Raw genomic sequence first — 20,972 nt, 5'->3', positions numbered from 1 at the left:
AAGCGAACGCTGCGCCCGTCTGATGATGAGCGCGGTGGTTTCTTGGCCGCGCTTACTCCTTCGGCGTGATCCACACCTGCTGCTGCAAACCACGCACGCTGGGCTTGGCGGTGCTGTCCAGATCGAACACCACCACGGTGTTGTCGCCCTTGCGCTGGAACGGCGCCGGGAAATACAGCGCACGTTGCGGGCCGATGGCCCAGTGGCGGCCGAGGTTGACGCCGTTGGCCCAGGTCACGCCCTTGCCGAAGGCGCGCATGTCCAGATAGGTGTCGGTGGGTGTGCCGATGCGCAGCGTGCCGCGATGGAAGGCCGGGCCTTCGACGGGGTTGCGGGTCCAGCCGCGCAGGCTGTCGGGCGAGCGCATCGGCAGCGGGAAGGCCTGCCAGCCGGTGAGCGGTTGGGTGTCCAGCAACACCGGGTCGACCAGCCCGGCGCGGCCATCGGCCATGCGCGGGCCGTAGTTGATGCGGCCGCTGTTTTCGACCAGGACATCCAGTGTGTGCTGGCCTGCAGGAATATCCACATCGGTGGAGACCTGCTGCAGCCGGCGTTCGACGCTGCCGACCGGCTTCTGATCGACGTACACCCGCGCTACATCCCGCACTTCGCCCAGGTACAGCGGCCCCTTGCGCGGGCCGGTGACGGTGGTGCGGTAGAGGATGTAGCCGTAGTCCTGGCCAAAGTGCTCCATCGGCTGCGGGGTGTCGATGGCGATCGGGGCGGGCAGGTTGTCCCACAGCGAGGCGGATTCGCGTAACTGGGTTTCCGGCAGTGCCGCGATCGCGATCGGTGTCGGCAGCGCCGGCGGCTGCACGCCGGTGACGCGGGCGATGGCATCGCGCATCAACGCGAACTTGGGTGTGGGACGGCCGGCTTCGTCCAGGATGGCGTCGTAGTCGTAGCTGGTGGTCTGCGGGGCGTAATGGTCGCTGGGATTGCCCTGGAAATTGGCACCATTCATGAAGCCGAAACTGGTGCCGCCGATGAACATGTAGAGATTGGCCGAGTGGCCCTGGCGCAGGATCCATTCCAGTTCTTCGGTCTGTTGCTTGGCATCGGTGCTGGCGTGCGGCTTGCCCCAGTGATCGAACCAGCCTGCCCAGTATTCGCCGACCATGCGCGGTTGGTCGGGGCGGAACTTGATCAGTTTTTCGAACGCGCTCTTGGCTTCGCCCGGCGCGAAATTCACCACCGCCAAGGTGTCCGGCAGGGTGCCGTTGGCGAGCATATCGGCGCCGTCGGAGGTGAACAGCAAGGCGTCGTCGAAGCCGGCCTTGACGTACATGGCGCGGTTGTCGGCCATGTAGGCGTGGTCGTCGTCGTAGGAGCCGTATTCGTTCTCGACCTGCACGGCGATGATCGGCCCGCCGTTGTGATTGAGCAGCGGACGCACCTGTTGGGACACGGCATCCAGATAGGCCTGGCTGGCGGCGAGGAAGCGCGGGTCGCGGCTGCGCACGCGGATGTTGTCCTTGCCGAACAACCAGGCCGGGTAGCCGCCGGCTTCCCACTCTGCGCAGGTGTAGGGGCCCGGGCGCAGGATCACGTTGAGGCCTTGCGCGGCGGCTTCGCGTACGAATGCGGCCACATCGTTGTTGCCGGTGAAGTCGAACCGGCCCTGCTGCGGCTCGACCAGGTTCCAGAACACGTAGGTCTCCACCGTGTTCAAGCCCAGTGCGCGCGCCTTCTGCAGGCGGTCTTTCCAGTAGTCGCGCGGAATGCGCTGGAAATGGATGGCGCCGGAGAGAAGTTGATACGGCTTGCCGTCGCGCACGAACTGCGTGCCTTGGGTGCCGAAGCTGGGCCAGATGGTGGTGTCGGCGGCGCTGGCGGTGACGGGAAGCGCGAACGCGAGGGCCAGAACGAGCGGTGCAAGGGTGGTGCGCAGCATGGGAAATTCTCGGCGGTGACAAGTGACTTGTAACGAGTAAGAACGAGCATCAACCAAACGAAGGCGGCAGATCCTCCTTGTTGGCGCCGAAGGCCGGATTCGGCTTGGCACCCATGGTGAATTCCAGCGTGCCGCCAGCGGCCAGATCGGCATGCCGCATCCAGCTGCGATTGATCGGTGTGCCGTTCCACTGCAGCGACTGCACATAGACGTTCTGCGCGCTGCTGTTGTTGGCGACGATGCGCAGCGTGCGGCCGTTGCCGACATCCAGTTCTGCGCGCTTGAACAGCGGGCTGCCAAGCACATAGTTGCCGCTGACCGGATCCACTGCATACAGCCCCAGCGCACTGAGCACGAACCACGCACTCATCTGCCCGCAATCCTCGTTGCCGGACAGGCCATTGCGCGCATCGTGGTATTGCTCGCGCAGCAGCCGGCGCACCATCGCCTGGGTCTTGTACGGCTGGCCGGCGTAGGCGAACAGATAGGCCACATGGTGGCTGGGCTCGTTGCCATGCGCGTACTGGCCGACCAGGCCGTCGATATCCGGCGGTGCATCGGCGGGCAGTTCGGAACTGGTGGAAAACAGTTCGTCGAGCTTGGCGACGAAACCGTCGCGGCCGCCGTACAGGTCCATGTAGCCGTACAGGTCGTGCTGGTTGAGGAAGGTGGCCTGCCAGGCATTGGATTCGGTGAAGTCGCGCCATTTGGCGATGTGGCCCATGCCGCGCGGGTCGAATGGTTTGGCCCAGCTGCCGTCCTCCAGGCGCGCCTGCACGAAGCCGCTGTCGCGGTTGAACACGTTGCGGTAATTGCGCGAGCGCTCGCGCAGTGCGCGGGCATCGTCGGTGGCACCGGCGGCTTGCGCCAGATGCGCGCAGGCCCAGTCGTCGTAGGCGTATTCCAGCGTGCGGCTGACCGCTTCGTCCACCTTGTCGGCGGGGATGTAGCCAAGCTTGCGGTAGTACGCAAGGCCGTGGGTGGTGTCGTCCATCGCGCGCTTGCGGTACGCCGGCCATGCAGACGTGTAGTCGATGCCGGTGAAGCCCTTGGCGTGCGCTTCGGCCAGCACCACCGCCGAGTGGTAGCCGATCATGCAGCCGGTTTCCACGCCTTGCAGCGGCCAGATGCCCACGCCGTCCGGGCATTCGTTGGCGCCACGCACCAGGCATTGCACCAGGTCCGGCACGCGCTCGGGTTGCACCAGGGTGAGCAGCGGATGCGCAGCGCGGTAGGTGTCCCACAGCGAGTAGGTGCTGTAGTTGTGATACCCCTTGGGCGCAGTGTGGATCTGCAGATCCATGCCGCGATAGCGGCCGTCCACGTCGCTGAACAGGGTGGGTGCGAGCAGGCTGTGATACAGGCCGGTGTAGAAGATGCGCCGCTGCGCGTCGTCGTCGTCGTCGCTGTCGATGCGCACGCGTGCGAGTTCCTTTTCCCACGCGGCCACGGCTTGCGCGTGCACGCGGGCGAAGTCGAAATCGGGCAGTTCCGCATCCAGGTTGGCCAGCGCATTGTCGGCGCTGACGGCGGAGATGCCGACCTTGATCAGCAGCGGTGCGTCGGATGCATCGGGGTAGTGCAGTGCGGCCTTGAGGTGCACGCCGTCCACGCTGCGCGTGCCGGCGGCCAGCGGTTGGTCTTCGTTGTACAACTGCACCTGCTTGAACGGCCGCGAGAGGCGCATCGCGAAATAGATGTAGCGCCCCTGCGCCCATTGGTAGACGCGCCGGCCGCCGGTGAGGGTGCGCTCGTCGACCACGCGCAGCTGCGCATCGCTGACGCGGGTGGGGATGCCGGGTTTGTCCTGCATGCCGTGGCACAGGTCCAGCAGCACATGCGCCGGCTTGCCCTTGGGGAAGTGGTAGCGGTGCAGGCCGGCGCGCGCGGTGGCGGTGAGTTCGGCATGCACGCCGCTGTCCTTGAGCCGCACGCGGTAGTAGCCGGGCGAGGCGGCTTCATCGGCATGGTCGTAGCGCGAGCGGTAGCCGGTGTCGGGGGCGTCGAGTGCACCGGGCACCAGTTTCACCTCGCCGGTGGCAGGCACCAGCAGAAAATCGAGCATGTCGCCGATGCCGGTGCCGGACAGATGCGTGTGCGAAAAGCCCATGATCGAGCCGTCGGACTCGTGATAGCCGGAGCACGAGTCCCAGACCGCGTTGTAGGTGTCCGGGCTCAGTTGCACCATGCCGAACGGCAGCGTCGCGCCGGGAAAGGTGTGGCCATGGCCGCCGGTGCCGATGAACACATCCACATGCCGGGTGAGCTCGGCGCGGGTGCGCGCATCGGCCGGCAGTGCGTAGTTGCCGGCGCGTGCGCGGGCGAGACCCGCCAGGCCGGTGCTGCCGAACAGGGCCGCTGCGATGGCGCCTTGGAGAAAACCGCGTCGTGTTGCCATGGTGATGTGCTCTTGGATGTCACGAAGTGGGGCGGGCCGTACCCTCATCCGCCCTTCGGGCACCTTCTCCCGGCGGGAGAAGGGAAGATCAAGCGCTCTGCAGTTCCGCGTTGGAAGGGTGGGCGGGCCGTTCGCAAAATCAGGCGCTGCGCAGCAGCTGGGGTTTGCGGTGGTGCAGGTCGATGATCAGTTCGCCGAACAAGGTGTTGGCCCAGGCGAACCAGTCGCGGGTGAAGGTGCTCGGGTTGTCCTTGTCGAAGGCCTCGTGCATGAAGCCGGTGCCGGCGTGGGTGGTCTTGAGCCACTGCAGGCATTGGCGCAGTTGGGCGTCGTCGTCGCTGACCAGCGCGTACTGGATGATGGACATCGGCCAGATCGTGCCCATGCCGCTGTGCGGGCTGCCCACGCCTTCGGCCGCTGTGCCGCGCGAGAAATACGGGTTGCGTTCGCTCCAGGCCAGCTGGCGCGTGCGCAGGAATACCGGGTCGGCGCGGTCGCAGCAGCCCAGGTAGGCCAGGCTGAGCAGGCCAGGGGCGTTGGCGTCGTCGATGAACAACTGGTTGCCGTAACCGTCCACTTCGAATGCCCAGTACGCCTGCCCATCGGCGTCGCGTTGCTGGCCGAACTGACGCGTAGCCGCTTCCACTTCGTCGGCCAGCGCGGTGCAGTCGGCGGCGAACTCGGCGTCGCGGTGCAATGCCGTGCTCATCGTCGCCAGCTGGCGCAACGAGGTCACTGCGAACAGGTTGGCCGGCACGAACAGCGGATACACGCAGGCATCGTCGGAGGGGCGGAACATCGAGTGGATCATGCCGTTGGGTTTGGTCGGCTGGCCGTAGCCTTCCAGCACCAGGGTCTCGGTGGCCAGCGGGGAGGGGCGCTGGAACACGTAGGGGCCGCGGTTGTCCTTGCGTTGTTGTTCGCGGAAGGTGCGCACCACCACGTGCATCGCCGCGCGCCAGTCGTCGTCGAACGGGGTGGCATCGCCGGTGGCGCGCCAGTATTCGTGCGCGATGCGGATCGGGTAGCACAGCGAATCGATTTCCCATTTACGCTCGCCCACGCCGGGCTTCATCTCGGTGATGTCGTTGAGCGACCACTTCAGGCGCTGGGTCTGGCCATCGGGCAGGAAGGCGTTGGCATACGGGTCGAGCCGGATGCACGCCGCCTGGCGCTGGATCAGGCCATGGAACATGCGTCGCAACGCCGGGTCGCGCCTGGCCAGCGGCACGTAGGGATGCACCTGGGCGGAGGAGTCGCGCAGCCACATCGCGTGGATGTCGCCGGTGATGACGAAGGTGTCCGGCTTGCCGTTGCGGGTGCCGGTTTCCACCGTGGTGTCGAGCGTGTTGGGGTAGCAGTTCTCGAACAGCCAGGCCAGCTCGGGATCGGCGATACGCGCCTTGATCTGCACGATCTGCTGCTCGACCGCCTTGCTGACAAACCGGCGTTGCGCCTTGGGCGGGCGCTTGCTGACCAACGCGCCAGTGGCCGTGGAGGTGCCGACAGCGGGGGGGGCCGCGAAGGCAGGCAGCGCGCCGGCCAGCAAGCCGGCGCCTGCGCTGGCGCCCAGCAACTGAAGGATGTCGCGGCGGGTGTGCATGACCTGGAACTCCTTGGATTCGGCAAGCGGTCGACGCAGCAGACACCCTTCCATCAGCGGCGTGGCGCGCCGGACCGACGATGAGACCTATGCAGGACCAATTCCCGATGACCATACAACGTGTTCGCCGAATGTGCATAGTGCGTTCGCACAATTCGGCGCCGTATGCGTGGGCCGCAGGGCGGTTGCCTGGCAACGGAAACGTGTCGCGGTCCAGCTGAGCCGCTGCATCGTGCGTGTCGCGCCCGCCAGGCCAGGACCCAGGCGCAGGCTTATCCGCCAGCGGCGTGCCTGCGCCAATGCGCTGGACCCGCGCACTGCCCGTCGTCGTGGTCGTGCCCGAATAGCGCATCCAGCATGCGCCGCGACGGGCTCCATTCGCCGATCGCCGGGTGGATCAGCATCGCCTTGCAGGCGTCCAGATGGCTACCGCTGAGCGCGGCCTCGATCGCGGCGTGTTCGTAGGCCTTGAACGAGCGCACCAGGCCCTGCACCGCGCTGGGTAGCGGTGCGGCCGGGATCGGCACGATGCGGTCGCGGTCGATGTCGGCGGCGATTTCCACGATGTCGTCGTCGGCCAGCTCGGCCATCGCGCCCTGGTTGCGCACGTTGACCACGTGCCGGCTGGGGCGCGCGCCGGTCAGCGCGCTCATCACGTCCACCGCGATGCGGTGATAGCCGGTGCTGGCGCGGAACGGGTCCGGCTGCGGCGCCAGGTCCGGGGCGAAGGCCGAGCCGGCCTCGGCCTCCAGCTTCATGTACGAGCCGGAGCGTTGCGCCAGGTAGGCGGCATAGGTCTGCACCGCGCCGGTGGTGTCGCCGGCCTCCAGGCGGCTGCGCAGGTCGCCGATCAGGCTGCGGTTGAGCCGTTCGATCTCGCCACCGCGGCTGGCGCCGCTGGCGCGCTGGTTGTCCAGGGCGCGGCGGCGCTCGTAGAAGAAGTACAGGTACTCGGTGGGGATCAGCCGCAGCGCACGCAGCATGTCGAAGTCGAACAACGGCGCCAGGTACAGCTGCCGCAGGATGGCGTCGTCGGCGAGCACTCGGTCGATGATGTCCACGCCGCGCAGCCGCACTGCGCGGATCCAGCCCAGGTGGTTGAGGCCGACGTAGTCGCATTCCACGTCTTCGGCCGGCTCGCCGAGCGCGCGCGCGATGTTGTGGAACAGCTCCACCGGCGTGTCGCAGATGCCGACCACGCGCGCGCGGGTGTGCGCGCTGATGGCCTGGGTGATCAGCCCGGCCGGGTTGGTGAAGCTGACCAGCCAGGCGTCCGGGCTCAGGCGCTCGATCATGCGCGCCTGTTCGATCGCCACCGGCACCGTGCGCAGCGCCTTGGCCACGCCGCCGGGGCCGGTGGTTTCCTGGCCGGAATACCCGTGGCGGATGATGGTCTGTTCGTCGGAGGCGCGCTGCGCAATACCGCCCACGCGGATGCTGTTGAGTACGAAATGCGCGCCTTCGATCGCCGCTTCCAGCGATGGCGCGGCATGCACCTGCAGCGCGCCACCGGACTCGGCGACGATGGCGCGGCCCATCGCCACCATCAGCGCCAAACGCTCCTGGTCGGGGTCGTACAGCACGATCTCGCGCGCGCCCAGCGCTTCGGCGGCCTCGTTGACGCCGTACACCACCAGCGGCGTGCGTACGCCGCCGCCGCCGATCAGGGTCAGTTTGCGATTGTCGACAGAACTGCTCATGGAACGTCCTCGTGTGTGGGGGGAGATAAAAGAAAAAGGCCGTCGAGCGCGCCGAGCGCGCTGCAACAGGCGGCGCCGGCATGGCAGCCGTGCTGTGCGCTCTCGTCCAGCGGCAGGCCGCGCAGCTGGGCGGCCAGAAAGCCGGCATCGAACGCATCGCCGGCGCCGGTGGTGTCGCGCACCGGCACGATGGGCGCGGCGATCGGGCGTGCGCCGTTGTCGTCGATCACCATCGCGCCGGCGGCGCCGCGCTTGATCACCGCCTGGCGCAGGCCGAGTGCATGCGCCCACGCCAGGCAGGCAGTGGCGTCATCGCCGCAGCCCATCAGTGCGGCTTCTTTTTGATTGGGCAGAAACCAGCTCACCGCGCGGCAGGTGGCGTGGTTGGCCGGGTCGGTGAGCCAGGCAGGGCTGAAGCCCACGTCCAGCGAGGTGGTGCAGCCTGCACGCGCGAGTCGCGGCAATAACGTGGTTGCCAACGCGGCTGGCAACGGCATCGCGAAGTGCACATGCGTCGCCGCCGACATCGCGGTGATGGCGTCTTCGCGCAGCAGTAGCGCATCCAATTCGGCATTGGCGCCGAGGTAGGTGAAGAACGAACGGTCTTCCTGCAGCGACACGCTGGTGGTGACGCCGGTGCCTGCAGCCGAGTCGATCAAGCCATCGGCCGAGACACCGAACTCGCCCAGACGCTGCGCGAACACCGCGCGGTCCTGCGCACCGATCGCACCGAGTACGCGCACGTTGCAGCCAAGCCGCGCCAGCGCGCAGGCGGTGATGAGGGTGCCGCCGCCGAGTTCCCGCGTGTAATGGCGCGCAAGCGCTTCTTCGCCCGGCGCCGGCCAGCGGTCGAAGCCGCTGAAGATGTGGTCCAGATAGACCTCGCCGACCACCACGAGTCGCGGGGTGGTCATTGCAGCTGAAACGGCCATGCGCGCTGCCTCCGTGCCTGGATCAGATACAAGGCGCTGCCCGCGCACAGCGCCGCCACGGCGGCGAGCAGGCGCCGTCCCGGGCTGGTCGCCAGCAGATACAGCCAGCCGAACACGCTGATCAACAGCGGCCACGGATACAGCGGCATCGCGAATGCCCGCCGACTTCGCCTGCGGCGCAACAGCACCACCGCCAGGCATTGCGCCAGGAACTGGAACAGGATCTGGATGATCATCAAGGTGGCGATCAGATCGTTCAGCGACAGCAGGCAGGCCAGCGCCGAGGTCGCACCGACGAACAGCAGCGACACGGTGGGAAACCCGCCGCGCGGATGCAGCCGTGCAAACACGCCGAAGAACTGCCCGGCCGCCGCGGCTGCATACGGCACCCGCGAATAACCCAACTGCACCACCAGCGCCGAGCCCCAACTGGCGACGACGATCAGCGCCACCGCCACGGTGCTGCCGATGGGCCCGTAGATGGCCTGCATGAAGTCGGCCATCACCGCCTTGGATTGCGCCGCCTGCTGCCACGGCAGCACGCCGAGCAAGGTGATGTTGAGGCCCAGGTAGAGCAGCGCCACGATCAGGATCGAGATCAGCACTGCGCGCGGAATCGTGCGGCGCGGCTTGCGGATTTCGCCACCGAGCATGCACACGTTGTTGTAGCCGCCGTAGTCGTAGACCGCGATCAAGGCCACTGCACCGAAGCCCAGCCAGAATCCATGCGGCGACGCGGGGCGCGCGTGCAAGAACGCCGATGCAATGCCGAAGTCGAAATGCAGCACGCCGCTGAGAATGATCCACACGCAAGCGCCGATCACCACCGCACTGACCAGCAGCGACAGCAGCTGCACCGAGCGCACCTTGCGATAGAGCAGCAAGGTATTGAACGCGCACAGCGCCATCGCGATCGCGGTGAGCTGGGCATGGCCCAGCCCCGGCATCAGGAACGCCAGGTATTGCACGCAGCCGACCGCGGCAGAACCCACCGACAACGGTGCGGTCAGCAGGGTCTGCCACAGATACAGAAAGCCGAACAAGCGCCCCCAACGTTCGCGGCCGTAGGCCTCGCGCAGATAGTGGTACGGCCCGCCCGAGCGCGGAATCGCCGCGCCCAGTTCGGCCCACACCAATCCGTCGCATAGACACAACAGTGCGCCCGCGACCCAACCGGCCAACACCGCCGGCCCGGCCAGTGCCGACAACGCCAACGGGATGGTGATGAACGGCCCGATGCCGATCATGTTGAGCAGGTTGGCCGACAGCGCACTCCAGAAACCGAGCGTGCGCGGCGGTGCCGAGGCCTGTGGGGTCGCCGGCAACACGGTGGGTGCGGTCAGCATGTGTGGTGCTCTGCGTGCGCGACTGCCGCTGAGTTGGTCGCAATGCGTGTCGATGTCAGCCCGTCTGCGCAGTGAATCGCGGTGGGTTGCAGCTGATGCAGATCCAGCACCAGCACTGTGTTGTTGCCCTGCGTCAACCACGCGCCCGGGCAGAACAGACACTGCTGCGGGCCGATCTCCCAGTAACGCCCGAGCAGGCGTCCGTTGATCCACAGATAGCCTTTGCGCCATTGGCCCATGTCGATGTAGATGTCGCCGACGGTTTCCAGCGCGATGTCGGCTGCGAAGAACAGGCCGGGCCGTATAGGTGGGCCTTGCAGCGCACGTAGTGCAGGCGCGTTGTCGCCATCCAGCGGCAAGCCATGGACCTGCCAATCGCGCATTTCCTTGCCATCCAGTTGTACCGGGCCGAGCAAGCCTTTCGCATCGCCCAGGGCGGGGCCGAAATTGATATGGCCGAAGCTGTCGACTAAGACGTCCAATGTGCGTTCATCGGAAGTGGCCTTGGGTAGCGCCAGCTGCGGCGCGCTGTTGAGGCGCGCGTGCTGCATGCGCGAGACATGTCCGACCTCTTCACCGTCGAGTTGCACCACGGCGTAGTCGTGCACCTGCCCGAGATCCAGCTGCGTGCCGGCCGCGATACGGCGCCGGTAGACCACCAGCCCCAGGTTCTGCTTGAGCAGGGTCTGGTTGTCGGTTGGCCGCTCTGTGTGGACAGGCCCGGTGCTCAGGTTGTCCCAAAGCGCGGCGACCGGGCGTGCAAGGACCGATGCAAAGCGCGCGCGGGGTGGCGCGTCCGGGATCGCTGGCAGCGCAGTGCCGCTGTGCTGGGCGATGATCCGGCGCAGCGCCATGTACGCAGGCGTGGCGCGGCCGCCTTCGTCGATCGGTGCACTGTAGTCGTAGCTGGTTAAAGCAGGCTGGAACTGCGAGCCGTCGTCTTCGGCATTGGCACCGGCGCTCAAACCGAAATTGCTGCCGCCGTGCACTACGTACAGATTGAACGAGTACCCGGCCGCCATCAGCTGCTGCAGCATCGGCGCGTAATCGCGCCGGGCGAACGCGTCTTCGCCCCAGTGCGTCAGCCAACCGGGATAGCCTTCGGCTACCCACACCGGTGCATCGCCTGCGATCTGTTTTGCTTCCTGCAGTTCAGCCGGATCGGCGCCATCCAGTCCCAGCGCGGCGCCGGGCAGATAGGCCTTGCGCCGGCGCAGATCCTTTATGCCTTCGGCCAATGAGAACGGACCATCGATACCGTGCGTACGCCACAGCACAGCCAGCGCCTGCAGATAGCCCACATCGCTGCCCTGCATGCTGTATTCGTTCTCGATCTGCAGCATCAGCACCGGTCCGCCGGCACTTGCCATCAGCGGTGCGATGCGTGGTGCCACTGCGGCGATGTAGCGCTTTACTGCTGCCATGTAGCGCGCATCGCTGGCATCGCGCAGGCGCATGCCCGGCTCGCGCAACAGATACGGTGGCAGCCCGCCCAGCGTCCACTCGGCGCACACGTACGGGCCAGGTCGCAGATACACCCACAGCCCTTCCTGCTGGCACAGCCGGATGAAGGCAACGAAATCGCGTTCGCCGGTGTCGAAATCGAACTGCCCCGGCTCGCGTTCGTAGGCATTCCACATCAGATACAGCGCGATGGTGTTCAAGCCCATCGCCTTGGCCATGCGGATGCGCTGCAGCCAATCCGCACGGGCAATGCGCAGCGGATGCATTTCGCCGCTACGGAGTTGCCATGGCTGCTGATCCAGCACGAACTGGCCACGCTCGAATCCGAACGCATGCGGCCGGCCATCCGGCAGCGGCGCATGCAGCGACGACAGCACCGCCGGCGCGGCCGCCAGGCCGAATGGTGCGAGCAGGCCGAACGTACACAGGCTTCTGCGTTTCATCGCTTCTCCAGGTGAGTAGAAGGAACTGCTGCACTGCGCAGCGCCGCGCAGTGAGCGGCGCCACACACTGCAGCGCGCCGCTAGAACGCGTACTTGACCGTGAACAACGCGGTGCTACCGGCATCGACGATGTCGGAGATCGCCAGGTTGTCGCGGCCCACATGCGCCCAGTAGCTGTATTCCTTGGTCAGGTTGGAGATCGACAGATCCATGCTCACGCCGTTGTCGAAGCGGTAGCCGGTGTGCAGATCCACGCGCCGGGTCGGGCGCGCCCACAGGTCGTTCCACGGTGCGCCTTCATGCAGGAAGTCGTAGCCCAGCAGGTACGAGCTGCTGAAGTGGTAGCTCAGGTTCAACGAGAACCCGTTGTGCTCGTAGAACAACTCCAGGTTGGCCATCGCCGACGGCGCCGACTGCATGTGCTCGTTGTCGAAGCCATCCAGCCCCAGGTCGGCACGCGCATGCTGGCGGGTGGCGTTGGCACTGACGCCCAGGCCGTCGAACGGTGCGGGCAGATCCTGAAACTTCTGCCGCGCGCTGAGTTCCACCCCGTAGATCTTGCCATCGCCGCCATTGGTGGGCATGTGGTACAGCACCGTGCCGCTGCCGCTGGTGTTGCCATTGGCCTGGGCCGAGCCGGCGTCGTAGATGTAGTTGCGCAGTTGCTTGTAGAACCCGGCCAGCGAAAAGAACCCGCCGCGTTCGGTGGACCATTCGCCGGACAGATCCAGGTTGGTCGATTCGATCGGCTTGAGATCGGGGTTGCCCTGGGTGATGGTGGTAACGCCGTTGGAGATGTCGATCTGGCTGCCGCCGCCCAGTTGCACGAACGCCGGGCGCGTGTAGCTGGTCCACAACGATGCGCGATATGCGGTGCGCAGGTCCGGCCGCCAGGTCAGGAACACGCTGGGAAGCGGTTCGTTGTAGGAAGTGCTGTTGTGATCGAAGTAGCCCACGATCTCGTTGCCGTCCGCATCCACCGGACTCACCCAAAAGGTGTTGTCGATGGCAGTGTGCTCGAAGCGCACGCCGGGCACGATATCCAGGTTGCCCATGGTGAAGGTGGCAGTGGCATAGGCGGCGCTGACCGCCTCGGTGCCGCGCATGGTGTTGCAGTTGTAGTTGTTGATGTAGAACGCACTGCCGCAGGTGTCCAGGTCATCGTCGGTAAGGTGCTGGGCGATCACCCCGGCCACCGCCGCTTCGCTCACACGCGGCGTATTCCAGCTGTATTTGCCGGGAAAGATCGAGGCATAGGTACCGGTGAAGATACCCAGATCGCCCAGCGTGGTGGTGCCGTCCACGCCACCGGTATACCAGTCGCGATTGGTGTAGCGGCGGCGGCTCTTGCTGTACTTCACCCCGAACTGCACTGACCGCAGCGCGCCATCTTCGAAGTCGTAGCGGGTGTCGAAACGCGCGCCGCCTTTCTTCTGGCCGGAGTAGATCTTGGTCTGCTCGCCATAGCTGCTGGCAAACAACGCGGGGATGTTGTTGACCTGCGCCAGCAGTGCGGGCGTGAGCTGCGGATACGGGAACGCACCGCCGCCATAGCGCATGAACGTGTTGCCGGAATAGGCGTAGTTGTCCTGGGTGAACTTGTCTTCGCGCCCGTCGATTTCGACATGGTCGGGGCGGTCGTTGTTGCCGAAGCTGTAGAACAGGTTGGGCATGAAGGTCCAACCGCCTGCGGTCTTTTTCGCACCGATCTGGAAGGTGGCCAGGTCGGCGATTTCCGGGTTGGTCTCGTACCAGAAGCGCGAGGCGATGCGGCCGATGTTTGGAGTAAACACGCCCGGCGTGCCGGTCGGCACGTAGCTCACATCCTGCGGCAGCAACTGTACGAAGGTGGTGCCTTGCTCGGTCTTGGCATAGGCGTAGGTCATGCGCGCGTACAGCGACAGGCTGTCGTCCACATGCCAGTCGAACGAGGCATTGCCGCCGTAGCGGCGCTCCCAGCCGGCAGCGATGCCCACATTCATGCCGGTACTGGTGAGGTTGTGCTGCGGATCGAAACCGGCGGAGTTGCGGCCATCGGCATCGGTGTTCAAGTATTCCCACGAGCCGTCGTTGAGCGCGCTGGTGGCGGCGGCCACTTCGCTGTTGGTGGTGGTGCGGTAGTCGTAATACGCGCTGGCATACACGCCGAACTGCTGTGCGTCGCCGAACTTGTGCTGAAACTCGCCGCCGAAGCCGCCGCCCAGGCCGTCGCCGCCGTAATCGCGCGCACGGCTTTCCACCCGGCCGCTGCCGGTGATGCTGCCGCTGCTGGTGTCCTTGTAGTCGTAGGCAGTGGGCGTGCGGAAATCCAGCGTGCCGCCGATCGCATCGCCGTCCATGTCGGCAGTGGAGGTCTTGTTGGCGACGATGGTCTGCAGGCCGCTCGGCGGCAACAGGCTGAGCTGCACGCTGCGGCTGTACGGCATGCCTTGCGCCACGGTGACGCCGTCGATCATGTTGACGTTGTATTCGGACGGCAGCCCGCGCACCGAGGCGAACATGCCTTCGCCACGCGCTGCACCGTCGATGCCGCCGAAGTAGCCCGAGCCGGTGCTGGTGATGTTGATGCCGGCGATCAGGCCGAGCGCTTCGGCCACGTTGTGCACGGCGGTGCGTTGCAGATCGTTGGCCGACAGCACGTCCACCGTGTTGGCGGCGTTGATCTTCAGGTCGCTGGCGTCGTAGCGGTTGCTCACCACGCTGACAGCCTTCAGTTGCTTGACCTCCTCCAGCGCAATGGCCACCGATGCAGTGCCGGTCTCGCCGACCTGCACGCTGGTTTCTGCTGCGCTGAAGCCGGGGTAGTCCAGATTCAGTGCGTACTGCCCGGCAGGCACATCGCGGATGACGAAGTGCCCGCGCGCATCGGCGACCGCGCTGTAGGCGGTGCCGGCGATGCGCACCTTCGCATTGGCTGCGGGTTTGCCGCTGCTGCTTTCTGTCAGGTCTCCCTCCACGGTGCCGGCCACTGCGGCTGCGGCCGAGGCCATGCCGGTCACGGTCAGGATTGCCACGATCCATTGCTTGCCGTTCGTACGCTCACGCTTTTCCACGTGCCACCTCGCCAGATGCTGGGCAACGTTGCCGATGGCAACGCCCTTGCGATGCCTTGCTCTAGGGCAGACGGTCTGCACGGCGGTGTGCGCGCACGGCAACGCACGGCACGCAATGGAAGCGTGTGCGAAAGACCGAACGGGATTGGCGCCGGAGCGTCTGCCAGCTGTTACAGCTATGCAGGCGTCAGTGGCGAGGAGGGGAGTACCCGGCGATGCACTTGGAGCGCGAGCGCATCGCGCTCAATTTGTAGTGCTTGGTCATGACGGCTGCACCAGCGTGACAGCAGCGCAGCATGCGTGAGTGCGATGCACTGCAAGAGCGGCAACACGCAGGCGCTGGTCGGTACGACGATGCTGCATCCAACCATCTCCCAGTGCAGGTGCTGCGTGGAAACGCTGTTGCCATCAAGGTGAGTCGAGCGCATCGCCGATGGCGCGTGTTGCCGACTGCGGTCAGTGATAGACCTCGTTTCCGCGTCTGTCAAGCAGGTGTGAAGTGTGTGCGGAGATCGTCGTATTGCCTGCGGATAGCTCACCAATTGGATGTTGCGCAGGCGCGATGGCCGCATCTTGCGATGCACTGCAACACAGATGCATAACGCAACAGGCGCCGGCCATGACAGCCGACGCCTGTTGATGTCCTGCGGTCGAACTCTTTACTTCGGCAACGGCGAACGCCCCGAAATCGAAAACGCCGCCGCTTCACCAATCGCGCCGGTCCCCGGCTGGCCCCCACCGACAAACAGCGTGTAATCGCCGGCTTCCACTGCACGCTGTCCGGTGCGATCCACGTCGCTCAGGGCGCGCGCATCCAGGGTGAAGGTGAGCGTGCGCTGTTCGCCTGGTTTCAGATGCACACGTTGAAAGCCGACCAAGCTGCGCAATGGGGATTGCGGACGATCCGGATACTGCAGATACACCTGCGCCACTTCATCGCCGGCGCGTGTGCCGGTGTTGCGCACGGTGGTGGTCACCTGCAAGGTGCTGCCGGCTTGCAGCGTGGCGGTGGACAACTGCGGCGCGTCGTAGGCAAAGCTGGTGTAGCTCAAGCCGTAGCCGAACGGAAACAGCGGCTCGCCCTTGAAGTAGCGATAGGTGCGGCCCTTCATGTCGTAGCTGACGTAGGGCGGCAGGTCCTTGGTGGAGCGATAGAAGGTCACCGGCAGGCGCCCGCCGGGGTTGTCGTCGCCGGCCAGCATGCGCGCGATCGCGGTGCCGCCGGACTGCCCCGGGTACCACGCCGCCACGATCGCGTCGGCATGCGTCTTGGCCCAGTTCAAGGCCACCGCGCTGCCGCTCATCAGCACCACCACCAGCGGCTTGCCGGAGGCCTTGGCGCGCTCGAGCAGCGCTTGCTGCGGGGCGGGCAGGGCGATGTCGTTGCGGTCGCCGCCGTCGAAGCCGGGCACATCGATACGCAGTTCTTCGCCTTCCACATCCGGCGACAGGCCAACGAAGGCCACCACCGCATCGGCCTGCGCCACGGCTTGCTCGGCCTCGGCCAGTTGCGCCGCCGCCGGTGCCAGCCACTCCAGGCGCACGCCCTGGTCCTGGCCGCGGTGTTCCATTTCCAGCCGGATCTTGCGCGGGCGGGTGTCTTCGAAATGCAGCACGGTTTCCACGCTGCGGCCATCGGCGTTATGCATACCTGCCGGCACGTGCTTGTCTTCGGCGTTGCCGGCGACCACCAGCTTGTCGTCGATGTACAGGCGCACCGGATCGTGGCCGGCGCAGTCGAAACAGCGCGCCACCCGTACCGCCAGCGTGTAATCGCCCGCGCTCGGCGGCAGCAACTCGCCGCTCCAGCGCACCGCATAACGATCGGCCGGCACGCCCTTGGCCGGGCTGACCTGATCCCAGTTGAAGCTGATGGCGCGGTCCTGTCGCACTACGCGCGCCGCACCTTCCATGTCCACATTGTCGAAATACTCGCCACGCAATCCCGGCTTGCCATCGCTGCGCAGCGCGGTTTCCGGAATCATGCCGGGCACGCCCGCCGCCAGAGGCGCACCTTGCGCGTAACTCACCTTCTGCGCACCGAAGCGCTGGCGCAAACCCAGCAGCGGCGTCACCGGCGTGGACGAAGTGCCTTGATAGTTGGCTTCCAACGCGGCCAGTGCGTCGGCATTCGGGCCGATCACTGCCAGCCGCGTGCCGGCTTTCAACGGCAGGGTGTTGGCGTTGTTCTTGAGCAACACGATCGATTCGGCGGCGGCTTTCAGCGCCAGCGCACGGTTGGCAGCGTTGTCGATGTCCTTGGCGCCGAGCTTTGCATACGGATCCTTGCGCGGCGCTTCCAGTTCGCCCAGGCGATAGCGCGCGGCGAACAGGCGCACCAGTGATTGGTCAAGCAAGGCTTCGTCCACTTCGCCGCGTTCGATCGCGGTGCCGAGTTCGCGATAGGCATGCCCGCAATTGAGATCGTGCCCCGCTTTGAGCGATGCGGCGGAGGAGCCGGCGTTGTCGGGGCGGAAGTAATGGAACTGTGTCATGTCGTCCACCGCATCGCAGTCGGACACCACGAAGCCCTTGAAGCCCCAGTCGCCACGCACCCGGCCGTTGAGCAACCAGTCGGCTGCGCAGGCCGGGGTGCCATGCAGGGAGTTGTACGCGCACATCACCGAGCCGGCCTGGCCGTCGATCAATGCAGCGCGGAACGCGGGCGTATAGGTCGCTTCCACATCGCGCGGCGACACGTCCACATCGAAGCCGTGCCGGCCCGGTTCCGGCCCGCTGTGCACGGCGATGTGCTTGGGCGTGGCGATGGTGCGCGGATGATCCAGATCGTCGCCCTGCAGCCCCCGAATGAAGCCCACTGCCAACTGCCCGGTGAGGAAGGGGTCCTCGCCGTAGGTCTCCATGCCACGGCCCCAACGCGGGTCGCGGAAGATATTGATGTTGGGCGACCAGATGGTCAGGCCCGCGTAACGCTTGTGGTCCTTGCCCGGGCCACCGGCCTGATTGAACTTGGCGCGCGCCTCGGTGGAGACCACCGTGCCCACCTGCTGCATCAATGCGGTATTCCAGCTGGCGGCCAGACCGATCGACTGCGGAAACACCGTGGCGTAGCCATTACGCGCGATGCCATGCAGGCCCTCGCTCCACCATTCGTAGGCGGGGATGCCCAGGCGCGGAATCGCCGGCGCATCGTTCATCGCCTGCGCGACTTTTTCCTCACGGCTCATCTGCGCCACCAACGCGGCGGCGCGCTGTTCCGGCGCTTCATTGGTCGATTTTGCGGCGAATGCCGGCGCGCCAATCAGCGGCAGGCCCAGACCCAGACTCAGCGCAACGGCCAGGCGGCATGGAAACACGGACAACGACATCTGCTCACTCCTGCGCAACGGCACTGGCCGCCACGCGTTGTTCTTGGGTTGCCCGTAGTGACACTGCGGGCAGCGCTTAATGACACTCAGCCGACGCTTTTTCCGGCGGCTTACTTCGTCTCGGCAGGCTCCGGCGGTGCACCAGCCAGCGTGCTGGCCAGATCGCGCACCTGCAGCGCGGACTGCAACTGCGCCAGCGCAGCCTTGCTGGTCACGTGCACGGTCAACGGCTCGCCCCGCAACAGGTCGAAGGCGTTGTCCGACAGCGTGGCATCCACATCGCCGAACGACAGCCATACCTCGCGCGCCAGCGTGTCGCTGGACAGCGTCAGCGCGTAGCCATCGCCATCGGCGCGCCACTGGCTGTCGATCTTCGCGGCAGGCAAGGCCAACTGCTTGGCCGCTGCGAAGAACACCACTTCGCGCGACAGCAGTTTCTCGCCATCGAACAACTCGAACACTGCGTAGCTGCGCTTCGGATCGGCGCTGCCCAGCAATTGCTTGTCGCTGAAGTCGCCTACCTGCAGGCTGCTGAGCGGTTTGACGGTGGTTTTCTCTTCGCGCTTGCTCAGCACCTTGCCATCCATGCTCATGACGCGCATGCGCCAGCGGGCCGCCAGCGGGGTGGTGCGGTCGGACACCAGTGACACTTCGGTCTGGCCCTTGTCGTTACGCAGCGCAGCGATCAGCTCCGGCGCGTAGAACCTGCGTGCGTGGTAGTGCAGCGCCTTCCAGCGGCCGTAGTAATCCACGCTGGACCACGACGCACCCGGCCACACATCGTTGAGCTGCCAGTACAGCGAGCCCATCGATTGCGGACGCGAGGCGCGCAGATGCGAGGCGGCCAGGTTGATGCCCTCGGCCTGCATCAGCTGGCTCAGGTAGACGAAGCTTTCGAAGTCCTTGGGCTCGCCGAATTCGCGGCGGATGTACAGCATCAAGCGCTTATTGCCGTTGCCCTTGTCGAACTTCTGATGCACGCGCATCACCGGCGATTCCGGATCCATGTCGCCGGGTTCGGCAAACGCACGCACGGTGCGCATGTCCGGGAACGACTGCAGGCCGTATTCGGACATGAAGCGCGGGGTGACATTGAGATATTCGGTGACCGGCAGCGCGGGGCCGCCCCACACCTTCCAGTAGTGCATGTCGCCATCGGTGGCCTGGTCGGCGGCGCCGTCGAAGTTGGTGCCCGGCGAGGTGGACCAGTACGGCACGTCGCTGTCGTAGGTGGCCACCACTTCGCGGAACACGGTGCCGAACAAGGTGGTCATGCCGCGCTCGATGCGCGTGCGTTCTTCCGGATCCACCGACTGCTTGAACTTGACCCGGTCGCCCCAGTTTTCCCAGCCGGTCTGCACTTCGTTGTTGCCGCACCAGAGAACAATACTGGGGTGATCGCGCAGCCGCTTGACCTGTTCGATCGCCTCCTGCCGGGTGTTCTCGCGAAACTCCACGTCGTACGGCGGCACCGCGCCACCGAACATGAAGTCCTGCCAGATCATGATGCCGAGTTCATCGGCCACCTCGTAGAAATGGTCGTCCTGGTAATGCCCGCCGCCCCACATGCGCAGCATGTTCATGTTGGCATCGCGCGCATCCTGCAGGGTGCTGCGCATGCGCTCGGGGCTCACGCGCGCGGGGAACGCATCCAGCGGAATCAGGTTGGCGCCCTTGGCGAAGATCGGGATGCCGTTGATCACGATTTCCATGCTCTTGCCGAACTTGTCCTTTTCGCGGCGCAGCTCCACCGAGCGCAGGCCGGTGATGCGCTTGATCTGCTGGCTGTCGCCATCGGCATCACGCACGCTGGCCACGAAGGTGTAGCGGTCCTGCGCACCGTAGCCGGCCGGAAACCAGCGCTTGGGCTGGGCGATGCGCACCGGTAGATCAATGCGGTTCCGGCCCGGGTCGACCACCGCCTGCTGGGTGAACTGGCCGGCACTCTTCCCATCCGGCCCAAGCACATCCAGCGTCACCTGCACCGGGCCGCTGCGGCCGGCCTGCAGTTCCAGCTGCGCCTGCAACTGCGCACTCTCGGCATCCACACGTTGCTGGGCGATATGCAGCCCATCCACGCGCAGCGCATCCCAGGCTTCCACACGCACATCCTTCCAGATGCCGGCGTTGACCATGCGCGGGCCCCAATCCCAACCGAAGTTGTACGGCGCCTTGCGCACGTAGGTGGAGCTGTGCCGCGACTCGGGCTCGTCGCCGAATGCCGAATCGTAGGCACCCGGCAGCGCGTACGGCTGCTTGGCCAACCACGGCTGGATCTTCTTGATCGGCGAGAACAGCTTGACCTCGAGCAGGTTGTCGCCGCGCTTGAGCAGGGATTTGGCGTCCACGCGCCACTGCCGGAACATGTTGTCGGCGCTGAGCAGCGGCTTGCCGTTGAGGGTGACCTCGGCAAAGGTATCCAGGCCGTCGAACACCAGTTCGACATGCTCGCGTTTGAGCGTGGCCGCATCGACGTTGAAGTGGGTCTGGTACTGCCAATCGCTCAGGCCCGCCCACTGGATCTTGCCTTCGTTGTCGCGGTAAAACGGGTCCGGCACGATCTTGGCGGCGATCAGATCGGTCTGCACCGCGCCCGGCACCTGCGCCGGCAACCAAGCCGCCGCTTTCGGATAGGTCTTGGCCTGTTCCTGACCCGGCACCAGCCGCACCTGCCAGCCTGTGTCCAGGGTCGTTGCCGTGGGCGGCGCGGCCCAGGCCTGCGAGATGGCGAAGGCCAGGGCAAGCCCGAGACGGGCGGGGGTGGGGACGAAACGATGACGGGACAGGGGCATGGGTGACTCTCCTTGGAT

10 protein-coding genes are annotated in these 20,972 nt (G+C 65.9%); all 10 read right to left on the bottom strand.

Annotated elements, in window-relative coordinates; all coding sequences use genetic code 11:
* Positions 1-52: 52 nt before the first annotated feature.
* The 10 genes from NYR97_RS01715 to NYR97_RS01670 all read right to left on the bottom strand — a co-directional run bounded on the left by NYR97_RS01715 (position 53) and on the right by NYR97_RS01670 (position 20,954).
* Positions 53-1,894, bottom strand: a complete 1,842-nt coding sequence (locus tag NYR97_RS01715) for a glycoside hydrolase family 35 protein (RefSeq protein ID WP_316696326.1) — start codon at positions 1,892-1,894, stop codon at positions 53-55.
* Positions 1,895-1,943: 49 nt separating this feature from the next.
* Positions 1,944-4,292, bottom strand: coding sequence for a GH92 family glycosyl hydrolase (locus NYR97_RS01710; protein WP_316696324.1), 2,349 nt, complete (start codon positions 4,290-4,292; stop codon positions 1,944-1,946).
* 139 nt (positions 4,293-4,431) lie between these two features.
* Positions 4,432-5,895: a glycoside hydrolase family 125 protein gene (locus NYR97_RS01705; protein ID WP_316696322.1), complete on the bottom strand. Its 1,464-nt coding sequence runs from the start codon at positions 5,893-5,895 to the stop codon at positions 4,432-4,434.
* 272 nt (positions 5,896-6,167) lie between these two features.
* A complete protein-coding gene (locus NYR97_RS01700; RefSeq protein ID WP_316696321.1) occupies positions 6,168-7,595 on the bottom strand; it encodes a 6-phospho-beta-glucosidase in 1,428 nt (475 codons plus the stop codon).
* Positions 7,592-8,527, bottom strand: a complete 936-nt coding sequence (locus tag NYR97_RS01695) for a carbohydrate kinase family protein (protein WP_425613025.1) — start codon at positions 8,525-8,527, stop codon at positions 7,592-7,594. The genes NYR97_RS01700 and NYR97_RS01695 overlap by 4 nt, the downstream gene beginning before the upstream one ends.
* Complete coding sequence (locus tag NYR97_RS01690) at positions 8,506-9,873, bottom strand: APC family permease (RefSeq protein WP_316696319.1); 1,368 nt, start codon at positions 9,871-9,873, stop codon at positions 8,506-8,508. Before NYR97_RS01690 ends, NYR97_RS01695 begins: the two co-directional genes overlap by 22 nt.
* Entirely contained in the window at positions 9,867-11,780 is a 1,914-nt protein-coding gene (locus NYR97_RS01685; protein ID WP_316696317.1) for a beta-galactosidase, read from the bottom strand. The genes NYR97_RS01690 and NYR97_RS01685 overlap by 7 nt, the downstream gene beginning before the upstream one ends.
* Before the next feature lie 80 nt (positions 11,781-11,860).
* Entirely contained in the window at positions 11,861-14,770 is a 2,910-nt protein-coding gene (locus tag NYR97_RS01680; protein ID WP_425613057.1) for a TonB-dependent receptor, read from the bottom strand.
* A gap of 722 nt (positions 14,771-15,492) precedes the next feature.
* Positions 15,493-18,162, bottom strand: a complete 2,670-nt coding sequence (locus NYR97_RS01675; protein WP_316696315.1) for a glycoside hydrolase family 3 C-terminal domain-containing protein — start codon at positions 18,160-18,162, stop codon at positions 15,493-15,495.
* A gap of 110 nt (positions 18,163-18,272) precedes the next feature.
* Complete coding sequence (locus NYR97_RS01670) at positions 18,273-20,954, bottom strand: beta-mannosidase (RefSeq protein WP_316696314.1); 2,682 nt, start codon at positions 20,952-20,954, stop codon at positions 18,273-18,275.
* Positions 20,955-20,972 lie beyond the last annotated feature (18 nt).

Origin of the sequence: Xanthomonas hydrangeae, assembly GCF_032697525.1 — a bacterium.
In the GTDB taxonomy this organism is placed as follows: Bacteria; Pseudomonadota; Gammaproteobacteria; order Xanthomonadales; family Xanthomonadaceae; genus Xanthomonas; species Xanthomonas hydrangeae.
This window is presented reverse-complemented; position numbering and strand designations above follow the sequence as displayed.